Annotated in this window: 15 protein-coding genes; 9 read left to right on the top strand and 6 right to left on the bottom strand. The window is 72.0% G+C overall.

Annotation, left to right across the window (positions count from 1 at the left end):
* Positions 1-234: 234 nt before the first annotated feature.
* On the top strand, positions 235-2,088 hold the full coding sequence (locus tag IEY91_RS00330; RefSeq protein WP_189172763.1) for a glycosyltransferase family 2 protein: 1,854 nt from the start codon (positions 235-237) through the stop codon (positions 2,086-2,088).
* Positions 2,089-2,092: 4 nt separating this feature from the next.
* A complete protein-coding gene (gene glxA, locus IEY91_RS00325; protein WP_164320553.1) occupies positions 2,093-4,072 on the top strand; it encodes a radical copper oxidase GlxA in 1,980 nt (659 codons plus the stop codon).
* A 31-nt stretch (positions 4,073-4,103) separates the two neighbouring features.
* Here the strand turns inward: glxA and IEY91_RS00320 are convergent, their stop codons facing one another.
* The 3 genes from IEY91_RS00320 to IEY91_RS00310 all read right to left on the bottom strand — a co-directional run bounded on the left by IEY91_RS00320 (position 4,104) and on the right by IEY91_RS00310 (position 7,135).
* Complete coding sequence (locus IEY91_RS00320; RefSeq protein ID WP_164320551.1) at positions 4,104-4,862, bottom strand: 2-phosphosulfolactate phosphatase; 759 nt, start codon at positions 4,860-4,862, stop codon at positions 4,104-4,106.
* Between the two features lie 107 nt (positions 4,863-4,969).
* Positions 4,970-6,004 carry a glycoside hydrolase family 6 protein gene (locus tag IEY91_RS00315; RefSeq protein WP_189172410.1) on the bottom strand — a complete coding sequence of 345 codons (1,035 nt, stop codon included), beginning with the start codon at positions 6,002-6,004 and terminating at the stop codon, positions 4,970-4,972.
* 150 nt (positions 6,005-6,154) lie between these two features.
* On the bottom strand, positions 6,155-7,135 hold the full coding sequence (locus IEY91_RS00310) for an ArsR/SmtB family transcription factor (protein WP_189172409.1): 981 nt from the start codon (positions 7,133-7,135) through the stop codon (positions 6,155-6,157).
* A 103-nt stretch (positions 7,136-7,238) separates the two neighbouring features.
* On the opposite strand from IEY91_RS00310, the gene IEY91_RS00305 reads away from it, so the two are divergent.
* The 5 genes from IEY91_RS00305 to IEY91_RS00285 all read left to right on the top strand — a co-directional run bounded on the left by IEY91_RS00305 (position 7,239) and on the right by IEY91_RS00285 (position 11,801).
* Entirely contained in the window at positions 7,239-8,693 is a 1,455-nt protein-coding gene (locus IEY91_RS00305) for an MFS transporter (RefSeq protein ID WP_189172408.1), read from the top strand.
* 10 nt (positions 8,694-8,703) lie between these two features.
* Entirely contained in the window at positions 8,704-9,213 is a 510-nt protein-coding gene (locus IEY91_RS00300; RefSeq protein ID WP_189172407.1) for a MarR family winged helix-turn-helix transcriptional regulator, read from the top strand.
* 119 nt (positions 9,214-9,332) lie between these two features.
* Complete coding sequence (locus IEY91_RS00295; RefSeq protein ID WP_164320544.1) at positions 9,333-9,665, top strand: DUF3817 domain-containing protein; 333 nt, start codon at positions 9,333-9,335, stop codon at positions 9,663-9,665.
* A gap of 76 nt (positions 9,666-9,741) precedes the next feature.
* A complete protein-coding gene (gene icmA, locus IEY91_RS00290; protein WP_164320542.1) occupies positions 9,742-11,442 on the top strand; it encodes a coenzyme B12-dependent isobutyryl-CoA mutase large subunit in 1,701 nt (566 codons plus the stop codon).
* 149 nt (positions 11,443-11,591) lie between these two features.
* Entirely contained in the window at positions 11,592-11,801 is a 210-nt protein-coding gene (locus IEY91_RS00285; RefSeq protein WP_164320540.1) for a hypothetical protein, read from the top strand.
* Positions 11,802-12,026: 225 nt separating this feature from the next.
* Here IEY91_RS00285 and IEY91_RS00280 read toward each other — a convergent pair whose 3' ends face one another.
* Both IEY91_RS00280 and IEY91_RS00275 read right to left on the bottom strand, forming a co-directional pair.
* Positions 12,027-13,466, bottom strand: a complete 1,440-nt coding sequence (locus IEY91_RS00280; RefSeq protein ID WP_164320538.1) for a sensor histidine kinase — start codon at positions 13,464-13,466, stop codon at positions 12,027-12,029.
* Complete coding sequence (locus IEY91_RS00275) at positions 13,463-14,179, bottom strand: response regulator transcription factor (RefSeq protein WP_164320536.1); 717 nt, start codon at positions 14,177-14,179, stop codon at positions 13,463-13,465. Before IEY91_RS00275 ends, IEY91_RS00280 begins: the two co-directional genes overlap by 4 nt.
* A gap of 189 nt (positions 14,180-14,368) precedes the next feature.
* On the opposite strand from IEY91_RS00275, the gene IEY91_RS00270 reads away from it, so the two are divergent.
* Together IEY91_RS00270 and IEY91_RS00265 are read left to right on the top strand one after the other, a co-directional pair.
* Positions 14,369-15,568: a UDP-N-acetylglucosamine--N-acetylmuramyl-(pentapeptide) pyrophosphoryl-undecaprenol N-acetylglucosamine transferase gene (locus IEY91_RS00270; RefSeq protein ID WP_189172406.1), complete on the top strand. Its 1,200-nt coding sequence runs from the start codon at positions 14,369-14,371 to the stop codon at positions 15,566-15,568.
* Complete coding sequence (locus IEY91_RS00265) at positions 15,565-16,584, top strand: GDP-mannose 4,6-dehydratase (protein ID WP_189172405.1); 1,020 nt, start codon at positions 15,565-15,567, stop codon at positions 16,582-16,584. Before IEY91_RS00270 ends, IEY91_RS00265 begins: the two co-directional genes overlap by 4 nt.
* A 111-nt stretch (positions 16,585-16,695) precedes the next feature.
* On the opposite strand, the gene IEY91_RS00260 is transcribed toward IEY91_RS00265, so the two are convergent.
* The gene (locus IEY91_RS00260; protein ID WP_164320530.1) at positions 16,696-17,334 is read right to left on the bottom strand and encodes a TetR/AcrR family transcriptional regulator; all 639 of its coding nucleotides are present in this window, start codon (positions 17,332-17,334) and stop codon (positions 16,696-16,698) included.
* Positions 17,335-17,557 lie beyond the last annotated feature (223 nt).

Genomic DNA, 17,557 nt, shown 5'->3' with positions numbered 1-17,557 from the left:
CCCGTCCCCGCTGCGTGCAGCCGAGCCGGCCGCGGGGGTGGGAACGCCTGCCCCCCCCGGGCGCCCGGGGGCTGGGACGCGGGCCGTCACGGGGCCAGGTGGGGGGCGCTGTCACCGCCCCGCGTGTAGCGGTTTGCAGGGTAAAACCGCTCGCACGGACGCGTCCGGTTCGACACGCCGGGGAAACTCCACTTTTGTGTGGGTATCGGCTTGTTCGATCACCTGGAGGGCGCTGTGCGGCCGGAGGGCTACGACTACGACACCCACAGCCGGCTCGCCGGACCGCTCACCGAGCCGGAGGGCACGGAAGGGACGGCGGGAGCGGCAGGCGCGGGCGGCCGCGCCGCCGCCGGTGGCGCCCACGACGCCCACAGCGGCTACCGGGTGCAGTACCGACCGCTCCTCGCCCGCGAGCCCCACCGAATACGCGCCGTCCTGCTGATGACCCTGGCCCCGGTCCTGACCGGCGCCCTGCTCGTGTACCTCGTCTGGCCCACTCACTGGACGGAACGTGAGGGCGGCGACCGCTGGCTGATCGGCCTCGACGTCACGATGCTCGTCGCCATCGGCCTGATCGAGCTGTTCATGCTGGTCAACGTGGTGTCGATCGCGCACGCCACGATGGTCGCCCGCGACCCGATCCCGGTGGTGCCCGAATCCGGCACCCGCGTCGCCTTCCTGACGACGTACGTCCCCGGCAAGGAACCCCTCGCCATGGTCCGCGCCACGCTGGAGGGCGCCGTACGGATACACCACCCCGGCCCCCTCGACGTGTGGCTGCTCGACGAGGGCGACGACGACGGCGCCAAGGCGCTCTGCGAGGAACTCGGCGTACGCCACTTCACCCGCCTCGGCGTCCCGGAGTGGAACCGCAAGAAGGGCCCGCACAAGACCCGCACCAAGCACGGCAACTACAACGCCTGGCTCGCCATGCACGGCGGCGAGTACGACTTCTTCGCCTCCGTGGACACCGACCACGTGCCGCTCCCGGCCTTCCTGGAGCGGATGATGGGCTTCTTCCGGGACCCGGACGTCGCCTTCGTCGTCGGCCCGCAGGTGTACGGCAACTACACCTCACCGGTCACCAAGGCCGCCGAGTCCCAGCAGTTCCTCTTCCACGCGCTGATCCAGCGCGCGGGCAACCGCTACCGCGCGCCCATGTTCGTCGGCACCAACAACGTCGTACGCATCGCCGCCCTGCGCCAGATCGGCGGCCTGTACGACTCCATCACCGAGGACATGGCCACCGGCTTCGAGCTGCACCGGCACAAGAACCCGGCCACCGGCAGGCACTGGCGGTCCGTCTACACGCCGGACGTGCTGGCCGTCGGCGAGGGCCCGGCCTCCTGGACGGACTTCTTCACCCAGCAGATGCGCTGGTCGCGCGGCACCTACGAGACGCTCTTCAAGCAGTACTGGAAGGCGCCGTTCACGATGCCGCCGGGGCGCCTGTTCTCGTACACGCTGATGCTCGTCTACTACCCGATGACGGCAGTCAACTGGCTTCTCGGGATTCTCAGTTGCGTCCTGTTCCTGTGGTTCGGGGCGTCCGGCACCCAGGTCGCGGCCTCCGTGTGGCTGATGCTCTACAGCGACGCGGCCGCCCTGCAGATCGGCCTGTACCTGTGGAACCGGCGCCACAACGTCTCGCCGCACGAACCCGAGGGCTCCGGCGGACTCGCGGGGATGGCCATGTCCGCCCTCTCCGCGCCCATCTACGCCAAGTCGCTCGGCGCCGCCGTGCTGCGCCGCCCGAGCCGCTTCGTCGTGACGCCCAAGGGCGGTGGCGCCACCGCCGACCGGCTGCTGACCTTCCGCATCCATCTGTTCTGGGCGGTGGTCCTCGCCAGTTCGCTTGTCGCGTCGTTCGTGCTCGGCCACACCCATGTGGCGATGCGGACCTGGGCGGTGCTCGCCATGGCGATCTCGCTGGCGCCGGTCGCGGTCTGGGGCTTCACCGGGCTGCGGGAGCGCCGCGCGCGCAAGGCCCGCGCGGCGGACAGGCAGCGGCTCAAGGAGAGCGGCGCGGACGCCGACGGCGAGCCGGAGCCCGCCTTCGCCACCGGCACGACGACTGGAGGTAACTGACGCCATGCCCCACCGGTTCCCCCAACTCTCCAAGCGCTCCAAGAAGATCGCCTTCGGCGTGGGCGCGGGCGCGCTCCTGATCGGCCTCAACGCCCCGGCCGCGGTCTCCTTCGCCGAGGAGAAGTACTACGAGTACAAGATCGCGCAGCCCGGCTACCAGAAGAAATACGGGTCGTGGAAGCAGATCGGCATCCCTGAGGAGTACCGCACCAACGCCATCCACGCGGCCCTGCTGCACACCGGCAAGGTGCTGATCGTCGCCGGATCCGGGAACGAGCAGAAGAAGTTCGACGCCGGGTCCTTCGACACGGTGCTGTGGGACCCGACGAAGAACACCTTCAAGAAGATCCGTACCCCCGAGGACTTCTTCTGCGCCGGCCACGCCCAACTCCCCGACGGCCGCCTCCTGGTGGCCGGCGGCACCGCCCGCTACGAACTCCTCGACGGCGAGGTGGAGCGGGCCGGCGGCGGCATGCGGGTGAAGAACGAGAACCCCGACAAGCCCGTCGTCCTGAAGAAGGGCACCAGGTTCCGCTCGCCCTCCGGCGTCGAGTACGTCAGCAAGTTCGACGTGAAGGTCCCCAAGGCCGAACGGGACTACGAGATCACGTACTCCAAGGGCGGTGCGATGCAGCCCTGGAAGACGAAGGTCGTCGCGAGCGAGGCCCGCGTCTTCGTGGAGGCGCTCCACGACGGCGAGCAGTCGGTCACGGAGAAGCCCGCGCAGTACGAGATCGAGGGCCTCACCGGCAAGGAGGCCGACAACACGTACGGCATCTCCGAGAAGCTCACCATGGACAAGCAGGACTTCCAGGGCATCAAGGCGGCGTACGAATTCGACCCGACGGCCGAGAAGTACCTCCCCGTGGAGCCGATGAAGAAGGCCCGCTGGTACCCGACGCTGGTCGGCCTGGAGGACGGGCGGGTGCTCGCCGTGTCCGGGCTCGACGACGTCGGCGTCGTCGACCCCGGCGACAACGAGATCTACGACCCGAAGACCAAGCGGTGGACCGACGGACCCAAGCGCTACTTCCCCACCTACCCGGCGCTCTTCCTCACCAAGGGCGGCAAGCTCTTCTACCCGGCGTCCAACGCCGGTTACGGCCCCGCCACCAAGGGCCGCGCGCCGGGCCTGTGGGACCCCAAGACCAACAAGTTCGAGAAGGTGCCCGGCCTCGCCGACCTCGACCAGACCGAGACGTCGTCGTCCGTGCTGCTGCCGCCCGCCCAGGACCAGAAGGTGATGATCCTCGGCGGTGGCGGCGTCGGCGAGTCCAAGAAGGCCACCCGGCGCACCGCCGTCATCGACCTGCGCCAGGACAACCCGGCCTTCAAGACCGGGCCCGAACTGCCGCAGGGCACGCGCTACTTGAACAGCGTGATCATGCCGGACGACTCGGTGTTCACCACCAACGGCTCCTCCGACTACCGCGGCCGCAGCGGCAGCAACATCCGCAAGGCCCAGTTCTACGACCCGCGGGCGAACGCCGGCCGGGGTGCCTTCCGTGACGCCGCCTCGCCCAAGGTCGGCCGCAACTACCACTCCGAGGCGCTGCTCCTGCCCGACGGGCGCGTCGCCACGTTCGGCTCCGACCCGCTCTTCGACAACGACCAGAACACCAAGCTGGGCCACTTCGAGCAGCGCATGGAGATCTACACCCCGCCCTCCCTGCACAAGGCGGGCAAGGGCCGTCCCGTGCTCGGCGTCGGCCCCGAGCAACTGCCCGCCGACGGCCGCGCGACGTTCCGTACCGAGCACCCGGAGAAGCTGGTCTCGGCCCGGCTCATGCGGCCGAGCGCCGTCACGCACACCACCGACGTGGAGCAGCGGTCCATCGCCCTCAAGCTCACCAAGGGGCCCGGCGCGGTGACGGTGGAGGTGCCGCGCGAGGACACGGCGCTTGTGCCGCCCGGCTGGTACATGCTGTTCGTGACGGACGCGGACGGGGCCTCTTCGGAGGCGAAGTGGGTGCACGTCAAGTGAGGTGGGTGCACTTCAAGTAGCGCGGGGCCGTTCACTCGGCCGCGACGAACGCCCCGCGCGTCAGCACCGGCACCACCGCGCACGCGTCCAGCTCCGTCGCGATCTCCACGTCCTCCGCGTAGCCGCCGTCGGCCAGTTCGCGCCCCGAGGAGCAGGACGCGACGGCGTCCGCCACGTCCACGGCCGCGACGAAGGCGGACGCGGCCGCGTCGGACTCCGGAGACAGCGCCGTACCGCCGCGGGCGCGCAGCGCGGCGATCACCGCGCCGGCGCCGAGCAGGTCCTCCAGGGCGGGCCGCAGGGTGCCGTCGGGCCAGCGCTCGCCCGCCGCGATCACGCCGACGGGGTGTTCGGGAGTGCCGTGCCCGCGGGCGCTGAGCCACTTGCCGACGGCGGTGGCGTTGCGCAGCGACCCGACCGCGACGGCCACCTCACCCGCCGACGCGGCGATCGCCGAGCCGTTGGGCGAGGGAAGCACCAGGCGCGGCGCGAGCGGGGCGCGCCGCAGGGCGGCCGGGGACAGGGACCAGGGGCTGGCGTCGGTGACCGCGCGCCGCCCCACCGCGAGCCGGGCGTCCATCTGCCGGGCGAACGCCGTGGCGCTCTCGTCCCGCCACGGATACGGGAAGACCCGGGAGCCGGACTCCACGGCGACGGACACCGACGTGGAGAACGAAAGGACGTCGACGATCACCAGGCTGGCGACGGAGGGCGCGAGGCGTTTCGCTCCGGCGGTGCCCCATTCGAAACGTACGCCGTAGCCCGCCTGAGAGAAGTCTTCGCGCCCCATGCGCCCTCAGGCTGCCAGCAACCGCGGGGCTTTGGCCAGCTCGGCCAACGGCCTTTCGGCCTCCGTGAGTTGACCTCCACACACCGTCCACTCGATCATCAGATCGGCTACGCCTTCGCGTTGCGCACGAGCCCGAGCGCGTAGTCCGGCCACCACTGTCCCGCGGCGGGGCCGCCGCGGCACGGGCCGTCCGAGTCGCCGGGCCGCTTGATCCACAGGTAGGCGTCCAGCAGCGGGTCGCCGGTGCGGTCGGTGGGCGGGGTGCCGAGGCCGCGTCCGGGCGGGTTGCACCAGGCGTCCTGCCGGTCGCCCGCGAGGGGGCCCTTGCCGTTGCGGCTGGAGTCCATCACGAAGTGCTTGCCGCCGACGGTGGCGGAGAGCTGGCGGCCGTACGCCTTGACGGTCCCGTCGCCCTGGAAGTTGGAGACGTTGAGCGAGAAGCCGTCGGCCCGCTCGACGCCCGCCCGCCGCAGCGGCAGCGTGAGCTTGCTCGCGACGTCGATCCAGCCGGGGTTGCCCGCGTCCAGATAGACCTTGACGTTCGGCTGCCGCTTGAGGCGCTCGATCGCCTCCGACAGGAGCTCGTAGCGCTCCTCGTGGTACTGCGCGGGGGTGCAGCCGTCCACGATGTGCGGGATCGCGTCCGGCTCCAGGATCACCAGGGCCTTGTTGTTCCCGATGGCGGTGGCGAACGTGCCGAGCCACTGGCGGTAGTACGCGGCGTCGTGCGCGCCGCCCGCCGAGTGCTGGCCGCAGTCGCGGTGCGGGATGTTGTAGGCGACGAGCACGGCCGTGCGGCCCTCGTCCGCCGCGCCCGCGGTGGCCTTCTCGATGTCGGGCGCCGGGTCGTCCCCGGCCGGCCAGACCGCCATCGGCTGGTCGGCGATGCTCTTGAGCGCCTCGGCGTCCTGGGTGCGGCCCTCCTCCTGCCACTGTCTGACCTGGCGTGCCGCCTCGCTCTGCGGGTCGACCCAGAAGCGGTGCGGTGCCGCCGCGGCCTTCGGGCTCGCGGCCGCCGCCTCCCCCTTCTTCTCCCGCTCGTCCTTGCCCGGTCCCGAGCCGGACCCGGACGAGCACCCCGCCGTAAGGCCGAGGGCCGCGGCGGCCGTGAGTGCCGTGAACGTACGGAGCAGCCGGTGCATCCAGACCCCTTGGGCGACGGTGACGGGCAGGCGAGTTGTGCGGCAATCGTGACATAAGGGGTGTATCGCCTTGGCGTGCGACACCGCCGGGGCGGGCGGGGGTGCCGGGATGGACGTGTGGGGCATCGCGCCGCACATCCAGCGAAGCGCTTAGTCGCCTGTCGCGAGGGCGGTGCCCAGGGGTGTGCGCTCGTACAGGACCTGGTGCCCGTACCGGCGCGAGCCGAGCAGGCCCGCGGCGCGCAGTGCCGACAGATGGGCCGAGACCGACGACGGGGCCAGGGCCAGGCGTTCGGCGAGCGCCGATGTGGTGGCGGGCTCCGCCAGGGCGGCCAGGACGGCGGCGCGGTTGCGGCCGAGGAGGCGGGCGAGGGCGTCGGGGGCGCGGTCCGCGGGGGCGGACCACAGGCCGGCGAGGCCGCGGGCCGGGTAGACCAGGGTCGGCTGCCAGGGCGGGTCGTAGCCGCTGATCACGTCGGGCCAGCTGAAGACGCTGGGCATCAGGACCAGTCCGCGCCCGTCCAGGTGCCGCACGTGCCGCCCCCGCCACTGCGCGGTGAGCGTCCCCGCGTCCCAGGCCAGACGCCGGTCCAGCTCCGGCAGCAGGGCGCCGAGGCCGACTTCGGCGAGCCGCCGCGAGTGGTACGTGACATCCGCTTCGAGCAGGGCGCGCAGGCGGGGCCAGTACGGCTCGACCAGGGCGTGCCAGGCCGCCTCCATGGCGTCCGCCAACTCGGCCACCGCGCGCGCCGGTTCGGCGAGGAGGCGGCGCCCGGTCGCGCTCTCGGCCGCGCCGGGCGTCTCGGCGAGCGCCTTCGCCATGTCGTCACGGGCGGCCTCCGGGTCGGCCGCGCGCACCGCCGCGATCTCCTCGTCGAAGGTCGCCGCGGGGCCGAGCGGCGGCGGCCCCAGGAAGTCCGGGCTGTGCCCCCGCGGCGGCATCAGCAGCCACACGGCCTCCAGATCGAGGCCCGCCCTCGCCTCCCGGACCCCGCGCAGCCACGCCGGGTGGTACCCGTGCCGCTCGCGCCGCTTCAGCGTCCGCACGGCCTCCTGCGTCTCCCACAACGGCGACACCGCGAACCGGCACCGCAGCAGATCGCTCTCCCCGAAGTGCAGCTGAAAGGGCATGCGGACGCTCTCCCTTGGGTGTGACGGCGCCTTGGCCCCCGTCCAGGATTCGCCTGGAGCCGAAACTTTAGGAGCCGTCGCGGGGTGCCGCCAGGGTGACGGCATGACTGAGGGGCGAAGGCGCGGGGCTGGGGCGCAGGGGGCACCTGTGGTGCCGGACACGACTGAGACGCGGGGTGGGGCGGCTGCGGCGGGGGCGTCGGGCGTGGTGGACGCCGGGGGTTCGGACGGTGCGGGGGGTCCGGCCGAAGCGACCGCGTCCGGTGACGGCGAGGCGGCCGGTGGGTATCGGCGGGTCTTCGGGGTGCCCGAGTTCCGGGTGGTGTTCGTCGCGCACGCGATGTCGTTGCTCGGCGTCGTCGTCAGCGAGATCGCGCTGACCGTGCTCGTGTACGAGCTGACCGGGTCGCCGCTGCTCAGCGCGCTGGCCTTCGCGCTGGGGATGCTGCCGTACCTCGTGGGCGGGACGCTGTTCGCCGGGGTCGCCGACCGGTACCCGCCGCGCCGCGTCCTGGTCTCCTGCGATCTGCTGTGCGCCGCGTGCGCGGTCCTGATGGCGCTGCCCGCGACGCCCGTCGCCGGACTGCTCGCGCTGCGCTGCCTGATCGCCGCCGTGTCGCCGGTGTTCAACGGCACCCGGATGGCGACCCTCACCGACGTCCTGGGCGACGGCGACCTGTTCGTGCTCGGGCGCTCCCTGCTGCGGATGGTGTCGCAGAGCGCCGTACTCGTCGGCTTCGGCCTCGGCGGCGTACTGCTCACCGTCGTCTCCCCGCGCGGAGCGCTCGTCATCACCGTCGTGACGTTCGCGGCGTCCGCGCTGCTGCTGCGGTCCGGTACGAAGCGGCGGCCCGCGCGGAGCGGCGGGGACGGGAGTGGCGAAGGGAGCAGCGAGGGGGCCGCGCTCATGCGGTACTCGCTCGCCGGTGCCCGCGAGGTCCTCGGCAACCGCCGGGTCCGCGCGCTGCTGCTCCTGCTCTGGGCGCCCCCGATGTTCGCCGTCGCCCCGGAGGCCCTCGCCGCCCCCTACGCCGACCAGATCGGCGTGGGCTCCGCCGGGGTCGGCCTGCTGATGTGCGCGATGCCCGTCGGCACCATCGCGGGCGAGGTGTACGCCGGGTCCGCGCTCACCGCGGCCGCCCGCTCCCGCATCGTGCTCCCGCTCGCCGCGACCACCCTGCTCCCGCTGATCGCGTACGGCTTCACACCCGGCCTGGCCTGGGCGCTGCCCGCGCTGCTTCTCGCCGGCGCCGGATCCGCGTACACCCTCGGCCTCGACCGCTGGTTCGTCGACTCCGTGCCGCCGGAGCTGCGCGGCCGCGCGATGACCGTGCACACGGCGGGCCTGATGACGCTCCAGGGCGCGGGCATGGCGCTCGCCGGGCTCGCGGCGGAGTTCTTCGCGGTGAGTACGGTCGTGGCTGCCGCCGGGGTGCTCGGCACGGCGTACTGCCTGGTCCTGGCCCGCGAGGTCCGGTCGACGGGACGCGCGGCAGCCGTGGCGAACGTGCAGCCGAATCCTGAGACTGGGGCTGACCGGTATGTGGCCGGGGACTAAGGTCGACGCTGTGCCGAAGCCGCTCAGTCTCCCCTTCGATCCCATCGCCCGCGCCGACGAACTCTGGAAGCAGCGCTGGGGGTCGGTGCCCGCCATGGGCGCCATCACCTCCATCATGCGCGCGCACCAGATCCTGCTCGCGGAGGTCGACGCGGTCGTCAAGCCGTACGGGCTGACCTTCGCTCGGTACGAGGCGTTGGTGCTGCTGTCCTTCTCCAAGGCCGGGGAGCTGCCGATGTCGAAGATCGGCGAGCGGCTCATGGTGCATCCGACGTCCGTCACGAACACGGTGGACCGGCTTGTCCGGTCCGGGCTCGTCGACAAGCGGCCGAACCCCAACGACGGGCGCGGGACGCTTGCCTCCATCACGGAGAAGGGGCGCGAGGTCGTCGAGGAGGCTACGCGGGAGCTGATGGCGATGGACTTCGGGCTGGGTGTGTACGACGCGGAGGAGTGCGGGGAGATCTTCGCGATGCTGCGTCCCCTGCGGGTTGCTGCGCAGGACTTCGACGATCAGTAAATGGGGCTGCGCCCCTTTCCCCGCCTTTCGGCCCTCCGGGCCTCGTCCTCAATCGCCGGACGGGCTGTCCTTCCGGGGCGCCGGAAGATCGCGTGAGGGTGCGGGCTACGCTCGTCGTCATGAAACGCAGCGTGCTGACCCGCTATCGGGTAATGGCCTACGTCACCGCCGTCATGTTGTTGATCCTCTGCGCCTGCATGGTGGTCAAGTACGGCTTCGACAAGGCCGAAGGCCTGACGCTCGCGGTCTCCCAGATCCACGGCGTCCTCTTCATCATCTACCTGGTCTTCGCCTTCGACCTCGGCTCCAAGGCGAAGTGGCCGTTCGGCAAGCTGCTCTGGGTGCTGGTCTCCGGCACGATCCCCACGGCCGCGTTCTTCGTGGAGCGCAACGTCGTGCGCGAGGTCGAGCCGCTGCTCGAGGACGCTTCGCCCGCTGTCGCCAAGGCGTAGTCGGCACCGTCACGGGCTGCTGCCCGTGACGGTTTTCCCTGGACATTTACTAGGACGTCCAAGTAAATTCGAGGGTATGGACGCTGACGCCATCGAGGAGGGCCGCCGACGCTGGCAGGCCCGGTACGACGCCGCGAAGAAGCGCGACGCCGATTTCACGACGCTCTCCGGAGACCCGGTCGAGCCCGTCTACGGGCCCCGGCCCGGGGACACCTACGAGGGCTTCGAGCGGATCGGCTGGCCCGGCGAATATCCGTACACCCGAGGCCTCTATCCCACGGGCTACAGGGGACGTACGTGGACAATCCGCCAGTTCGCGGGCTTCGGCAACGCCGAGCAGACGAACGAGCGGTACAAGATGATCCTGGCCGCGGGCGGCGGCGGTCTCTCCGTCGCCTTCGACATGCCGACGCTGATGGGCCGCGACTCCGACGACCCGCGCTCGCTCGGCGAGGTCGGCCACTGCGGGGTGGCGATCGACTCCGCCGCCGACATGGAGGTCCTGTTCAAGGACATCCCGCTCGGTGACGTCACGACGTCCATGACCATCAGCGGCCCCGCCGTCCCGGTCTTCTGCATGTACCTGGTCGCCGCCGAGCGGCAGGGCGTCGACCCGGCGGTCCTGAACGGCACGCTCCAGACGGACATCTTCAAGGAGTACATCGCGCAGAAGGAGTGGCTCTTCGAGCCCGAGCCCCACCTGCGCCTCATCGGCGACCTTATGGAGCACTGCGCCCGCGAGATCCCCGCGTACAAACCCCTCTCCGTCTCCGGCTACCACATCCGCGAGGCCGGGGCGACGGCCGCGCAGGAGCTGGCGTACACCCTGGCGGACGGGTTCGGGTACGTGGAGCTGGGGCTCAGCCGCGGCATGGACGTGGATGTCTTCGCCCCCGGCCTCTCCTTCTTCTTCGACGCCCACGTCGACTTCTTCGAAGAGATCGCGAAGTTCCGCGCGGCCCGCAGGATCTGGGCGCGCTGGCTGCGCGAGGAGTACGGCGCCAAGACCGACAAGGCGCAGTGGCTGCGCTTCCACACCCAGACCGCGGGCGTCTCGCTGACCGCGCAGCAGCCGTACAACAACGTGGTCCGCACCGCCGTGGAGGCCCTCGCGGCCGTCCTCGGCGGCACCAACTCCCTGCACACCAACGCCCTCGACGAGACCCTCGCCCTGCCGAGCGAGCAGGCCGCCGAGATCGCGCTGCGCACCCAGCAGGTCCTCATGGAGGAGACCGGCGTCTCCAACGTCGCCGATCCGCTGGGCGGTTCCTGGTACGTCGAGCAGCTCACCGACCGCATCGAGGCGGACGCCGAGAAGATCTTCGAGCAGATAAGGGAGCGGGGGCGCCGGGCGCACCCCGACGGGCAGTACCCCATCGGGCCGATCACCTCCGGCATCCTGCGCGGCATCGAGGACGGCTGGTTCACCGGCGAGATCGCCGAGTCCGCCTTCCAGTACCAGCGGGCCCTGGAGAAGGGCGAGAAGCGGGTCGTCGGAGTCAACGTCCACCATGGCTCCGTGACCGGTGACCTGGAGATTCTCCGGGTCAGCCATGAGGTGGAGCGGGAGCAGGTCGCCGCGCTCGGCGGGCGCAAGGCCGGGCGGGAGGAGGCGCGGGTGCGGGCCTCTTTGGACGCGATGCTTGTCGCTGCCCGCGAGGGGTCCAACATGATCGTTCCCATGCTGGAGGCGGTTCGGGCGGAGGCGACGCTCGGGGAGATCTGTGGGGTGCTGCGGGAGGAGTGGGGGGTGTACACGGAGCCGGCGGGGTTCTAGGCCCTGCGGTGGATCTCCGTCGTGGCGCCTCCGCCACGCGGGGGAGGCGGATCATGCGCCGGTCCGACACCTGCGCGCCGCCGATCCACAACAGTGGCTCCCATGGCAATCAGTGAGACGAGTCCGATGGGGACGGCGAGGGGCCGTCTGTGACGATCTGGCTCATGTCGTTCCCGGCGTTCGCCTGTCTGCTGGCTCTGTTCGCCCTGGTGGAGAGCGTATGGCGATGGTTCACGGGGCTGGGCTTGATCCCGTGGCTGCGCAGGCGCACGGGGCGGTCGTTGTCGAACATTGCCTTCGACGAATTCACAGCGGTCGTGAACGGAAACAAGACGGTCGAGCTGGAGCAGCGGCGGTGAGACGCCGACCGGAGGGAACGGGCACAGAACCGCCCACGCTGTGGGGGCGTCTCGCATGCCTGTGGGCGGCCGCGTTCGCCGGGGTGCACTTCTACTGGGCCGTCGGCGGCGATGTGGGGCTGAGCGTCTCCGCCGGTCCGCTGGCCACCGAGCGTCCGCTGTGGTTCGTCGTGGCCGGTTTGAGGAGCGGGGGTCCGGGGGCGGAGCCCCCGGTTTCGGGACGGCTCAGCGCAGCGTCAGCCTGAACAAGGCGCCCCCGCCCGGTGCGTGCTCCGCCGAAAGCTCCGCGCCGTGTGCCCGCGCGATCTGTCGGGCCATGGCGAGGCCCAGGCCGGACCCGGGCAGGGAGCGGGCCTTCTCCGCGCGGTAGAAGCGGTCGAAGACGTGGGGGAGGTCTTCGGGGGAGATGCCGGGGCCGTGGTCGCGGACGGTCAGGGAGTGGGGGGAGAGGGTGACCTCGACCAGTCCGCCCGGTGGGCTGAACTTCGCAGCGTTGTCGAGGAGGTTGGTGATGAGCCGGGCGAGGCGGGAGGGGACGCCGGGGAGGGTGAGGGCGGCGGCCTCCGGTGTGGTGTGCAGGGTGAAGGCGATGGTCGGCCAGTGTTCGCGGGCCGCTTCCACGACGTGACTGACCAGCGGCGCCAGCGCCACGTCCTCCACGAGCGGCTGCGGCTCCTCGTCCCGCGCGAGCTCGATGAGGTCGTTCACCAGACCGGTGACCTCCCGCAGCTGCCGGGCAAGGGCCCCGGACGCCCGGTCCCGCTGCGCCTTGTTCAACAGGTCGGCGCGGGCGAGGAGTTCGGCGTTGGTGCGCAGCGCGGTCAGCGGCGTACGCAGCTCGTGCGAGGCGTCGGCGACGAGGCGGCGGCGCGCGGCGACGGACTCCTCCAGCTCGCCGAGCATGGTGTTGAAGGCGGTGGCGAGCCGGGTCACCTCGTCCTCGCCGCCCCTGTGGCCGAAGCGTCCGAACTTGCGGGCCCGCCCGGCCCGTTCCGGCGGGCCGGGCGGCAGCTCGATCCGGTGCCGGGCGTCCCGCGTCGCCGCGATCCGCTCCGCCGTCGCGGTGAGCCGGGCGACGGGCGCGAGGCCGGTCCGCGACACCCAGTAGCCGCCGACCGCGGACAGCAGCACACCCGCCCCGCCCACCACCGCCAGGATCGCGGCCGTCTGCCGCACCCCGCGCTCGGCGATGTCGGCCCGCATCGCGACCTGCACGGCCGCGCCCTTGCCGTAGTGGGTGGTGAGCATCCGTCCCGGCTTGCCGTCGGGCAGGGTGAAACTCGTGTAGTACGGCGTCAGTTCACCGGCGGCCACCTGCCGGGTCGCGCCGGTCACGGGCAGCAGGTACGGCTTCTTCGGGTCGTCGGCCGAGTCCGCGGGGACGATCTGCGAGCAGGCGGGGGCGCCGAGGAAGCGGCACTCGCCGGTGAGCACGCCGTAGTCCTTGTCGTATTCGTGCTGCTGGGCGACCAGGGTCGCGGTCTGGGCGAGGTTCTGGTCGAGCTGTTGGTAGAGCTTGTAGCGGATCACGAAGAAGGACGCGACGCAGACGCAGACCGCGACGAGCGCGACCGCCGCGGACGCGGCCACCGCGAGCCTCGTACGCAGCGGACGGCGCCGCCGCCAGCGCGCCCCGAGCCTGCGGTCGGTGCGGCGGCCGGTCATGGCGTACCGAGCCGGTAGCCGACGCCGTGCACGGTGTGCACGAGCCGTGCCTCGCCGCCGGACTCCAGCTTGCGGCGCAGGTAGCCGACGTACACGGCAAGGGAGTTGGAGTCCGGTCCGAAGTCCCGGCCCCACACCGACTCGTGGATCAGCTCGCGCGGCAGGACCTGGCCCGCGTTGCGCACGAGGAGTTCGAGGAGGCTGGCCTCGGTGCGGCTGAATTCGATGCGCCGCCCGCCGCGCACTCCGGTGCGGGTGCCTACGTCGAGCGTCAGATCGCCGTAGGAGAGGTCGTCGGCGTCGTGGCCGGGTCCTGCCGGGTCCGGGGCGGCGCGGCGGAGGAGGGCGCGGACGCGGGCCACCAGTTCGTCCAGGGCGAAGGGCTTGACGAGGTAGTCGTCGGCGCCGGCGTCGAGGCCGTCGACGCGGTCGCTCACCGAGTCCAGGGCCGTCAGGACGAGCACCGGCGTGCGGTCGCCCGCCGCGCGCAGCCTGCGGCACACCGCGAGGCCGTCCATGACGGGCATCATCACGTCCAGGACCAGGAGGTCCGGCTCCCAACGGGCCACCGCCGTCAGCGCGCGGTGGCCGTCGGCGGCGCCGCGCACGAGGTGACCCTCGATGGTGAGGGCGTCTTCCACTGCGGCGCGCACCTCCGGGTCGTCGTCGACGACGAGGATCTTGGCGGCGGGGGTCATGGCGGCGGGGGTCATACGGCACCACCCGCGCCTGCGCCCACGCCTGTGCCCGCGTCCGGAGCCCCGGACTTCGTACGCCTCGTGCACCTCGTAAAACCCATGGACCGCGTACGCCTCGTACCGCTCTTGAACCAGCTCATGGACCAAAGGTGCCAAATACGGCTCTTAAAACCCTCTTAGGACGGGTCGCGAGGCTCCGGTGCCATGAGAACTCCCGTCACCTCCGCCACGGCCCGTGCCGCGGCGACCCACACGAACAGGCCGCTGTCCGTCGTGATCGGCGCGGGCGGCACCGGCGGCCACATCTATCCGGGCCTCGCCCTCGCCGACGCCCTTCGCCGTGCCGTGCCGGACGCGGTGATCTCCTTCGTGGGCACCGAGCGCGGCCTGGAGACCCGGCTCATCCCCGAGGCCGGCTACCGGCTGCACACCGTCGACATGATCCCCTTCGACCCCTCGCTCGGCGCCCGCCGCTATCTGCTGCCCGCCGCCCTGCTGAAGTCCGGCGCCCAGTGCCGGGCCATCCTGAAGGCGCAGGGCGCGCAGGTCGCCGTCGGCATGGGCGGTTACCCGAGCGCGCCCGTGATCGTCGGCGCGCGCATGGCCGGCCTTCCCAGCCTCATCCACGAGTCCAACGCCGTGCCCGGCCGCGCCAACCGCTTCGCCGCCCGGCTCACCCCGCACATCGCCGTCGCCTTCGACCGCAGCCGCGCCCATCTGCCCGGCGGCGACCGCGCCACCACCACCGGCATGCCCATCGCCGCAGCCCTCGCCGCCCTCGACCGGACCGCGCTGCGCGCCGAGGCCCGGCGTGAATTCGGTGTGCCCGACGGTGCGCGGCTCGTGCTCTTCAACGGCGGCAGCCTGGGCGCCGCCCGGCTCACCGAGGCCGCGCTCGGGCTCGCCGCGCGCTGGCGGTGGCGTGGCGACGTATCCCTGCTGATCAAGACCGGTCCCGCGGCTCTCGACGAGACGCGGCGGCGGCTCGCGCAGGAGGGCGGTGACGTGGTCGCGCGGGCCGTGCCCTACCTGGACCGGATGGACCTCGCCTACGCCGCCGCCGACCTCGTCGTCTGCCGCGCGGGCTCCGCCACCGTCGCCGAACTCGCCGCCACCGGCGTGCCCGCCGTCCTCGTGCCCTACCCGCACGCGCCCGGCGACCACCAGACCCACAACGCGCGGGTCCTCTCCGACGCCGGCGCGGGGCTGCTCCTTCCCGACGCCGAGACCACCGCCGACCGGCTCGCCGCGCTCCTCGAACCGCTGCTCGCCGAGCCCGCGCGGCTCGCCGCCATGAGCGGCGCCGCCGATCCCGGGCCGCACGCCCGCGCCGCCGATCTGCTCGCCGAGCGCGTCCTGCACCTCACCACCCAGCACACCGATCACCTGGAGTACGCCGCATGAACGCGCCTTCCCCGCTCGACTTCGCGCCCTTCTCATGGCACGACCGCACCGTCCTCGTCACCGGCGCCGAGGGCTTCATCGGCTCCACCCTCGTCGACCTCCTCCTGGAGCGGGGTGCGAAGGTCCGTGCCTTCGTGCACTACAAGCCGTACGGCGACAAGGGGCACCTCGCGCACCTCGCCGGGGACCCGCGGGTCGAGTTCCTCGCCGGTGACGTCCGTGACGCCGGGCGCGTGATGGACGCCGTCGCCGGGTGCGACACCGTCTTCCACCTCGCCGCGCTCATCGGGATCCCGTACTCGTACGACTCTCCCGGCGCGTACGTCCAGACCAATGTCGTCGGTACGGAGAACGTCGCCGAGGCCTGCCGTCGGCACTCCGTACGTCGACTTGTCCACACCTCCACCAGTGAGGTGTACGGGACCGCGCTGACCGCTCCCATCAGTGAGAGCCACCCGCTGCAGCCGCAGTCGCCGTACTCCGCCTCGAAGATCGGGGCCGACATGACGGTGCTTTCGCACTGGCACGCCTTCGAGCTGCCGGTGGCCGTGGTGCGGCCCTTCAACACGTACGGGCCCCGGCAGTCCGCACGTGCCGTGATCCCCACGATCCTCGCCCAACTGCACGCCGGGGCACGGGAGATCCGGCTCGGTTCGCTCACCCCCACGCGGGACTTCACGTACGTCACCGACACGGCGCGCGGGTTCGTCGCCGTGGCCGAGGCCGACGCCGCCGTCGGGCAGGTCGTGAACCTCGGCGTGGGCCGGGAGATCTCCATCGGGGATCTGGCCACGGAGCTGATCGCCGCGAGCGGGCGCGAGGCCGTGGTGGTGGCCGACCCCGCCCGCATGCGCCCCGCCGGCAGCGAGGTCGAGCGTCTCGTCTCGGACAACTCCCGCGCCCGGGAACTGTCCGGCTGGGAGCCGGTGGTGCCGCTCCGCGAGGGACTCGCCCGGACGTCGGCCTGGGTCGCCGAGAACCTGTCCCTCTTCTCGGCGCATACGTACCAGGTCTGAGGGGCGCTTCCGGCTTTCGGGTGCGGGGGCTGTCCTGGCCCGCCGCTGCGCGGCGGATGGGAAGAACCCGCTTACGGTGCGAGAGCGTCGACGGGCAGCAGGGGAACCCCGTCAGGCCCCCTGGCCAGAAGCCGCCGCGGCCAGGCCGCCCAGGATCAGTAGCGTGAACCGGTGGGCCCACTCCGTGTCCACCGGTTCCGCGCTGACCAGGGCGCGGTGCACCACCGCGCCTGCGATCACGTCGAAGATGAGGTCCGCGGTCATCGCGGCGGTGGCGGTGTCGGGTTCCACGGGGAGTTCGCCGCGGGCCTGGGCGCGGGCGCGGCCGGTGAGGACGAGGCGTTTCTGGCGGTCGACGATGGAGGTGCGGATGCGTTCGCGCAGGGGCTCGTCGGAGGTGGATTCGGCGACGACGGCCATCAGCGCGGTCTTCGTCTCGGGGCGGCCGAGCAGCGCGGCGAACTGGAGGACGACGCTCTCGATGTCCGTGGCCAGGCTGCCGCTGTCGGGGAGTTCGAGCTCGTCGAAGAGCTCGGCCACGGCGTCCACCACCAGCTCGCTCTTGCCCGCCCAGCGCCGGTAGAGGGTGGTCTTGGCGACCCCCGCCCGCGTGGCCACGTCGCCCATGGTCAGCTTGGTCCAGCCGAGGTCGACCAGGGCCTGCCTGGTCGCCTCGAGGATGGCGGTGTCCGCCTCGGCGCTGCGCGGTCGTCCTCCGGCGCGCGTCGGCGGTGTGCTGCGGCTCTGCATCCCGCGACCATACCGGCGAGTATGAAGGCGGCTTTGCCGGTGCCGAGTGAGGCAGATCACCTGACACCCGGTGCCGCGCCCCGCGTCCCACAGATACGCTACGAGCCGTAGCGAAAGCTGCGTACGACTACCGCCCCAGGGGCGGCAACCACAGTGCGGGGTGGGGACCCCGCCGCGGTGCGGGGTGGGGACCTCGCGCCGACAACGGTCCTCCTCGGGACCT

Source organism: Streptomyces lasiicapitis (genome assembly GCF_014646335.1).
GTDB lineage: Bacteria > Actinomycetota > Actinomycetes > Streptomycetales > Streptomycetaceae > Streptomyces > Streptomyces lasiicapitis.
Note: the sequence above shows the minus strand (reverse complement) of the source record. Positions and strands in the feature narration are given on the sequence as shown.

Excerpts from the sequence above, each read along its gene's own strand:
- glxA (WP_164320553.1), top strand. The coding sequence starts at position 2,093 with ATGCCCCACCGGTTCCCCCAACTCTCCAAGCGCTCCAAGAAGATCGCC.
- IEY91_RS00320 (WP_164320551.1), bottom strand. The coding sequence starts at position 4,862 with ATGGGGCGCGAAGACTTCTCTCAGGCGGGCTACGGCGTACGTTTCGAA.
- IEY91_RS00315 (WP_189172410.1), bottom strand. The coding sequence starts at position 6,004 with ATGCACCGGCTGCTCCGTACGTTCACGGCACTCACGGCCGCCGCGGCC.
- IEY91_RS00310 (WP_189172409.1), bottom strand. The coding sequence starts at position 7,135 with ATGCCCTTTCAGCTGCACTTCGGGGAGAGCGATCTGCTGCGGTGCCGG.
- IEY91_RS00305 (WP_189172408.1), top strand. The coding sequence starts at position 7,239 with ATGACTGAGGGGCGAAGGCGCGGGGCTGGGGCGCAGGGGGCACCTGTG.
- IEY91_RS00295 (WP_164320544.1), top strand. The coding sequence starts at position 9,333 with ATGAAACGCAGCGTGCTGACCCGCTATCGGGTAATGGCCTACGTCACC.
- icmA (WP_164320542.1), top strand. The coding sequence starts at position 9,742 with ATGGACGCTGACGCCATCGAGGAGGGCCGCCGACGCTGGCAGGCCCGG.
- IEY91_RS00280 (WP_164320538.1), bottom strand. The coding sequence starts at position 13,466 with ATGACCGGCCGCCGCACCGACCGCAGGCTCGGGGCGCGCTGGCGGCGG.
- IEY91_RS00275 (WP_164320536.1), bottom strand. The coding sequence starts at position 14,179 with ATGACCCCCGCCGCCATGACCCCCGCCGCCAAGATCCTCGTCGTCGAC.
- IEY91_RS00270 (WP_189172406.1), top strand. The coding sequence starts at position 14,369 with ATGAGAACTCCCGTCACCTCCGCCACGGCCCGTGCCGCGGCGACCCAC.
- IEY91_RS00265 (WP_189172405.1), top strand. The coding sequence starts at position 15,565 with ATGAACGCGCCTTCCCCGCTCGACTTCGCGCCCTTCTCATGGCACGAC.
- IEY91_RS00260 (WP_164320530.1), bottom strand. The coding sequence starts at position 17,334 with ATGCAGAGCCGCAGCACACCGCCGACGCGCGCCGGAGGACGACCGCGC.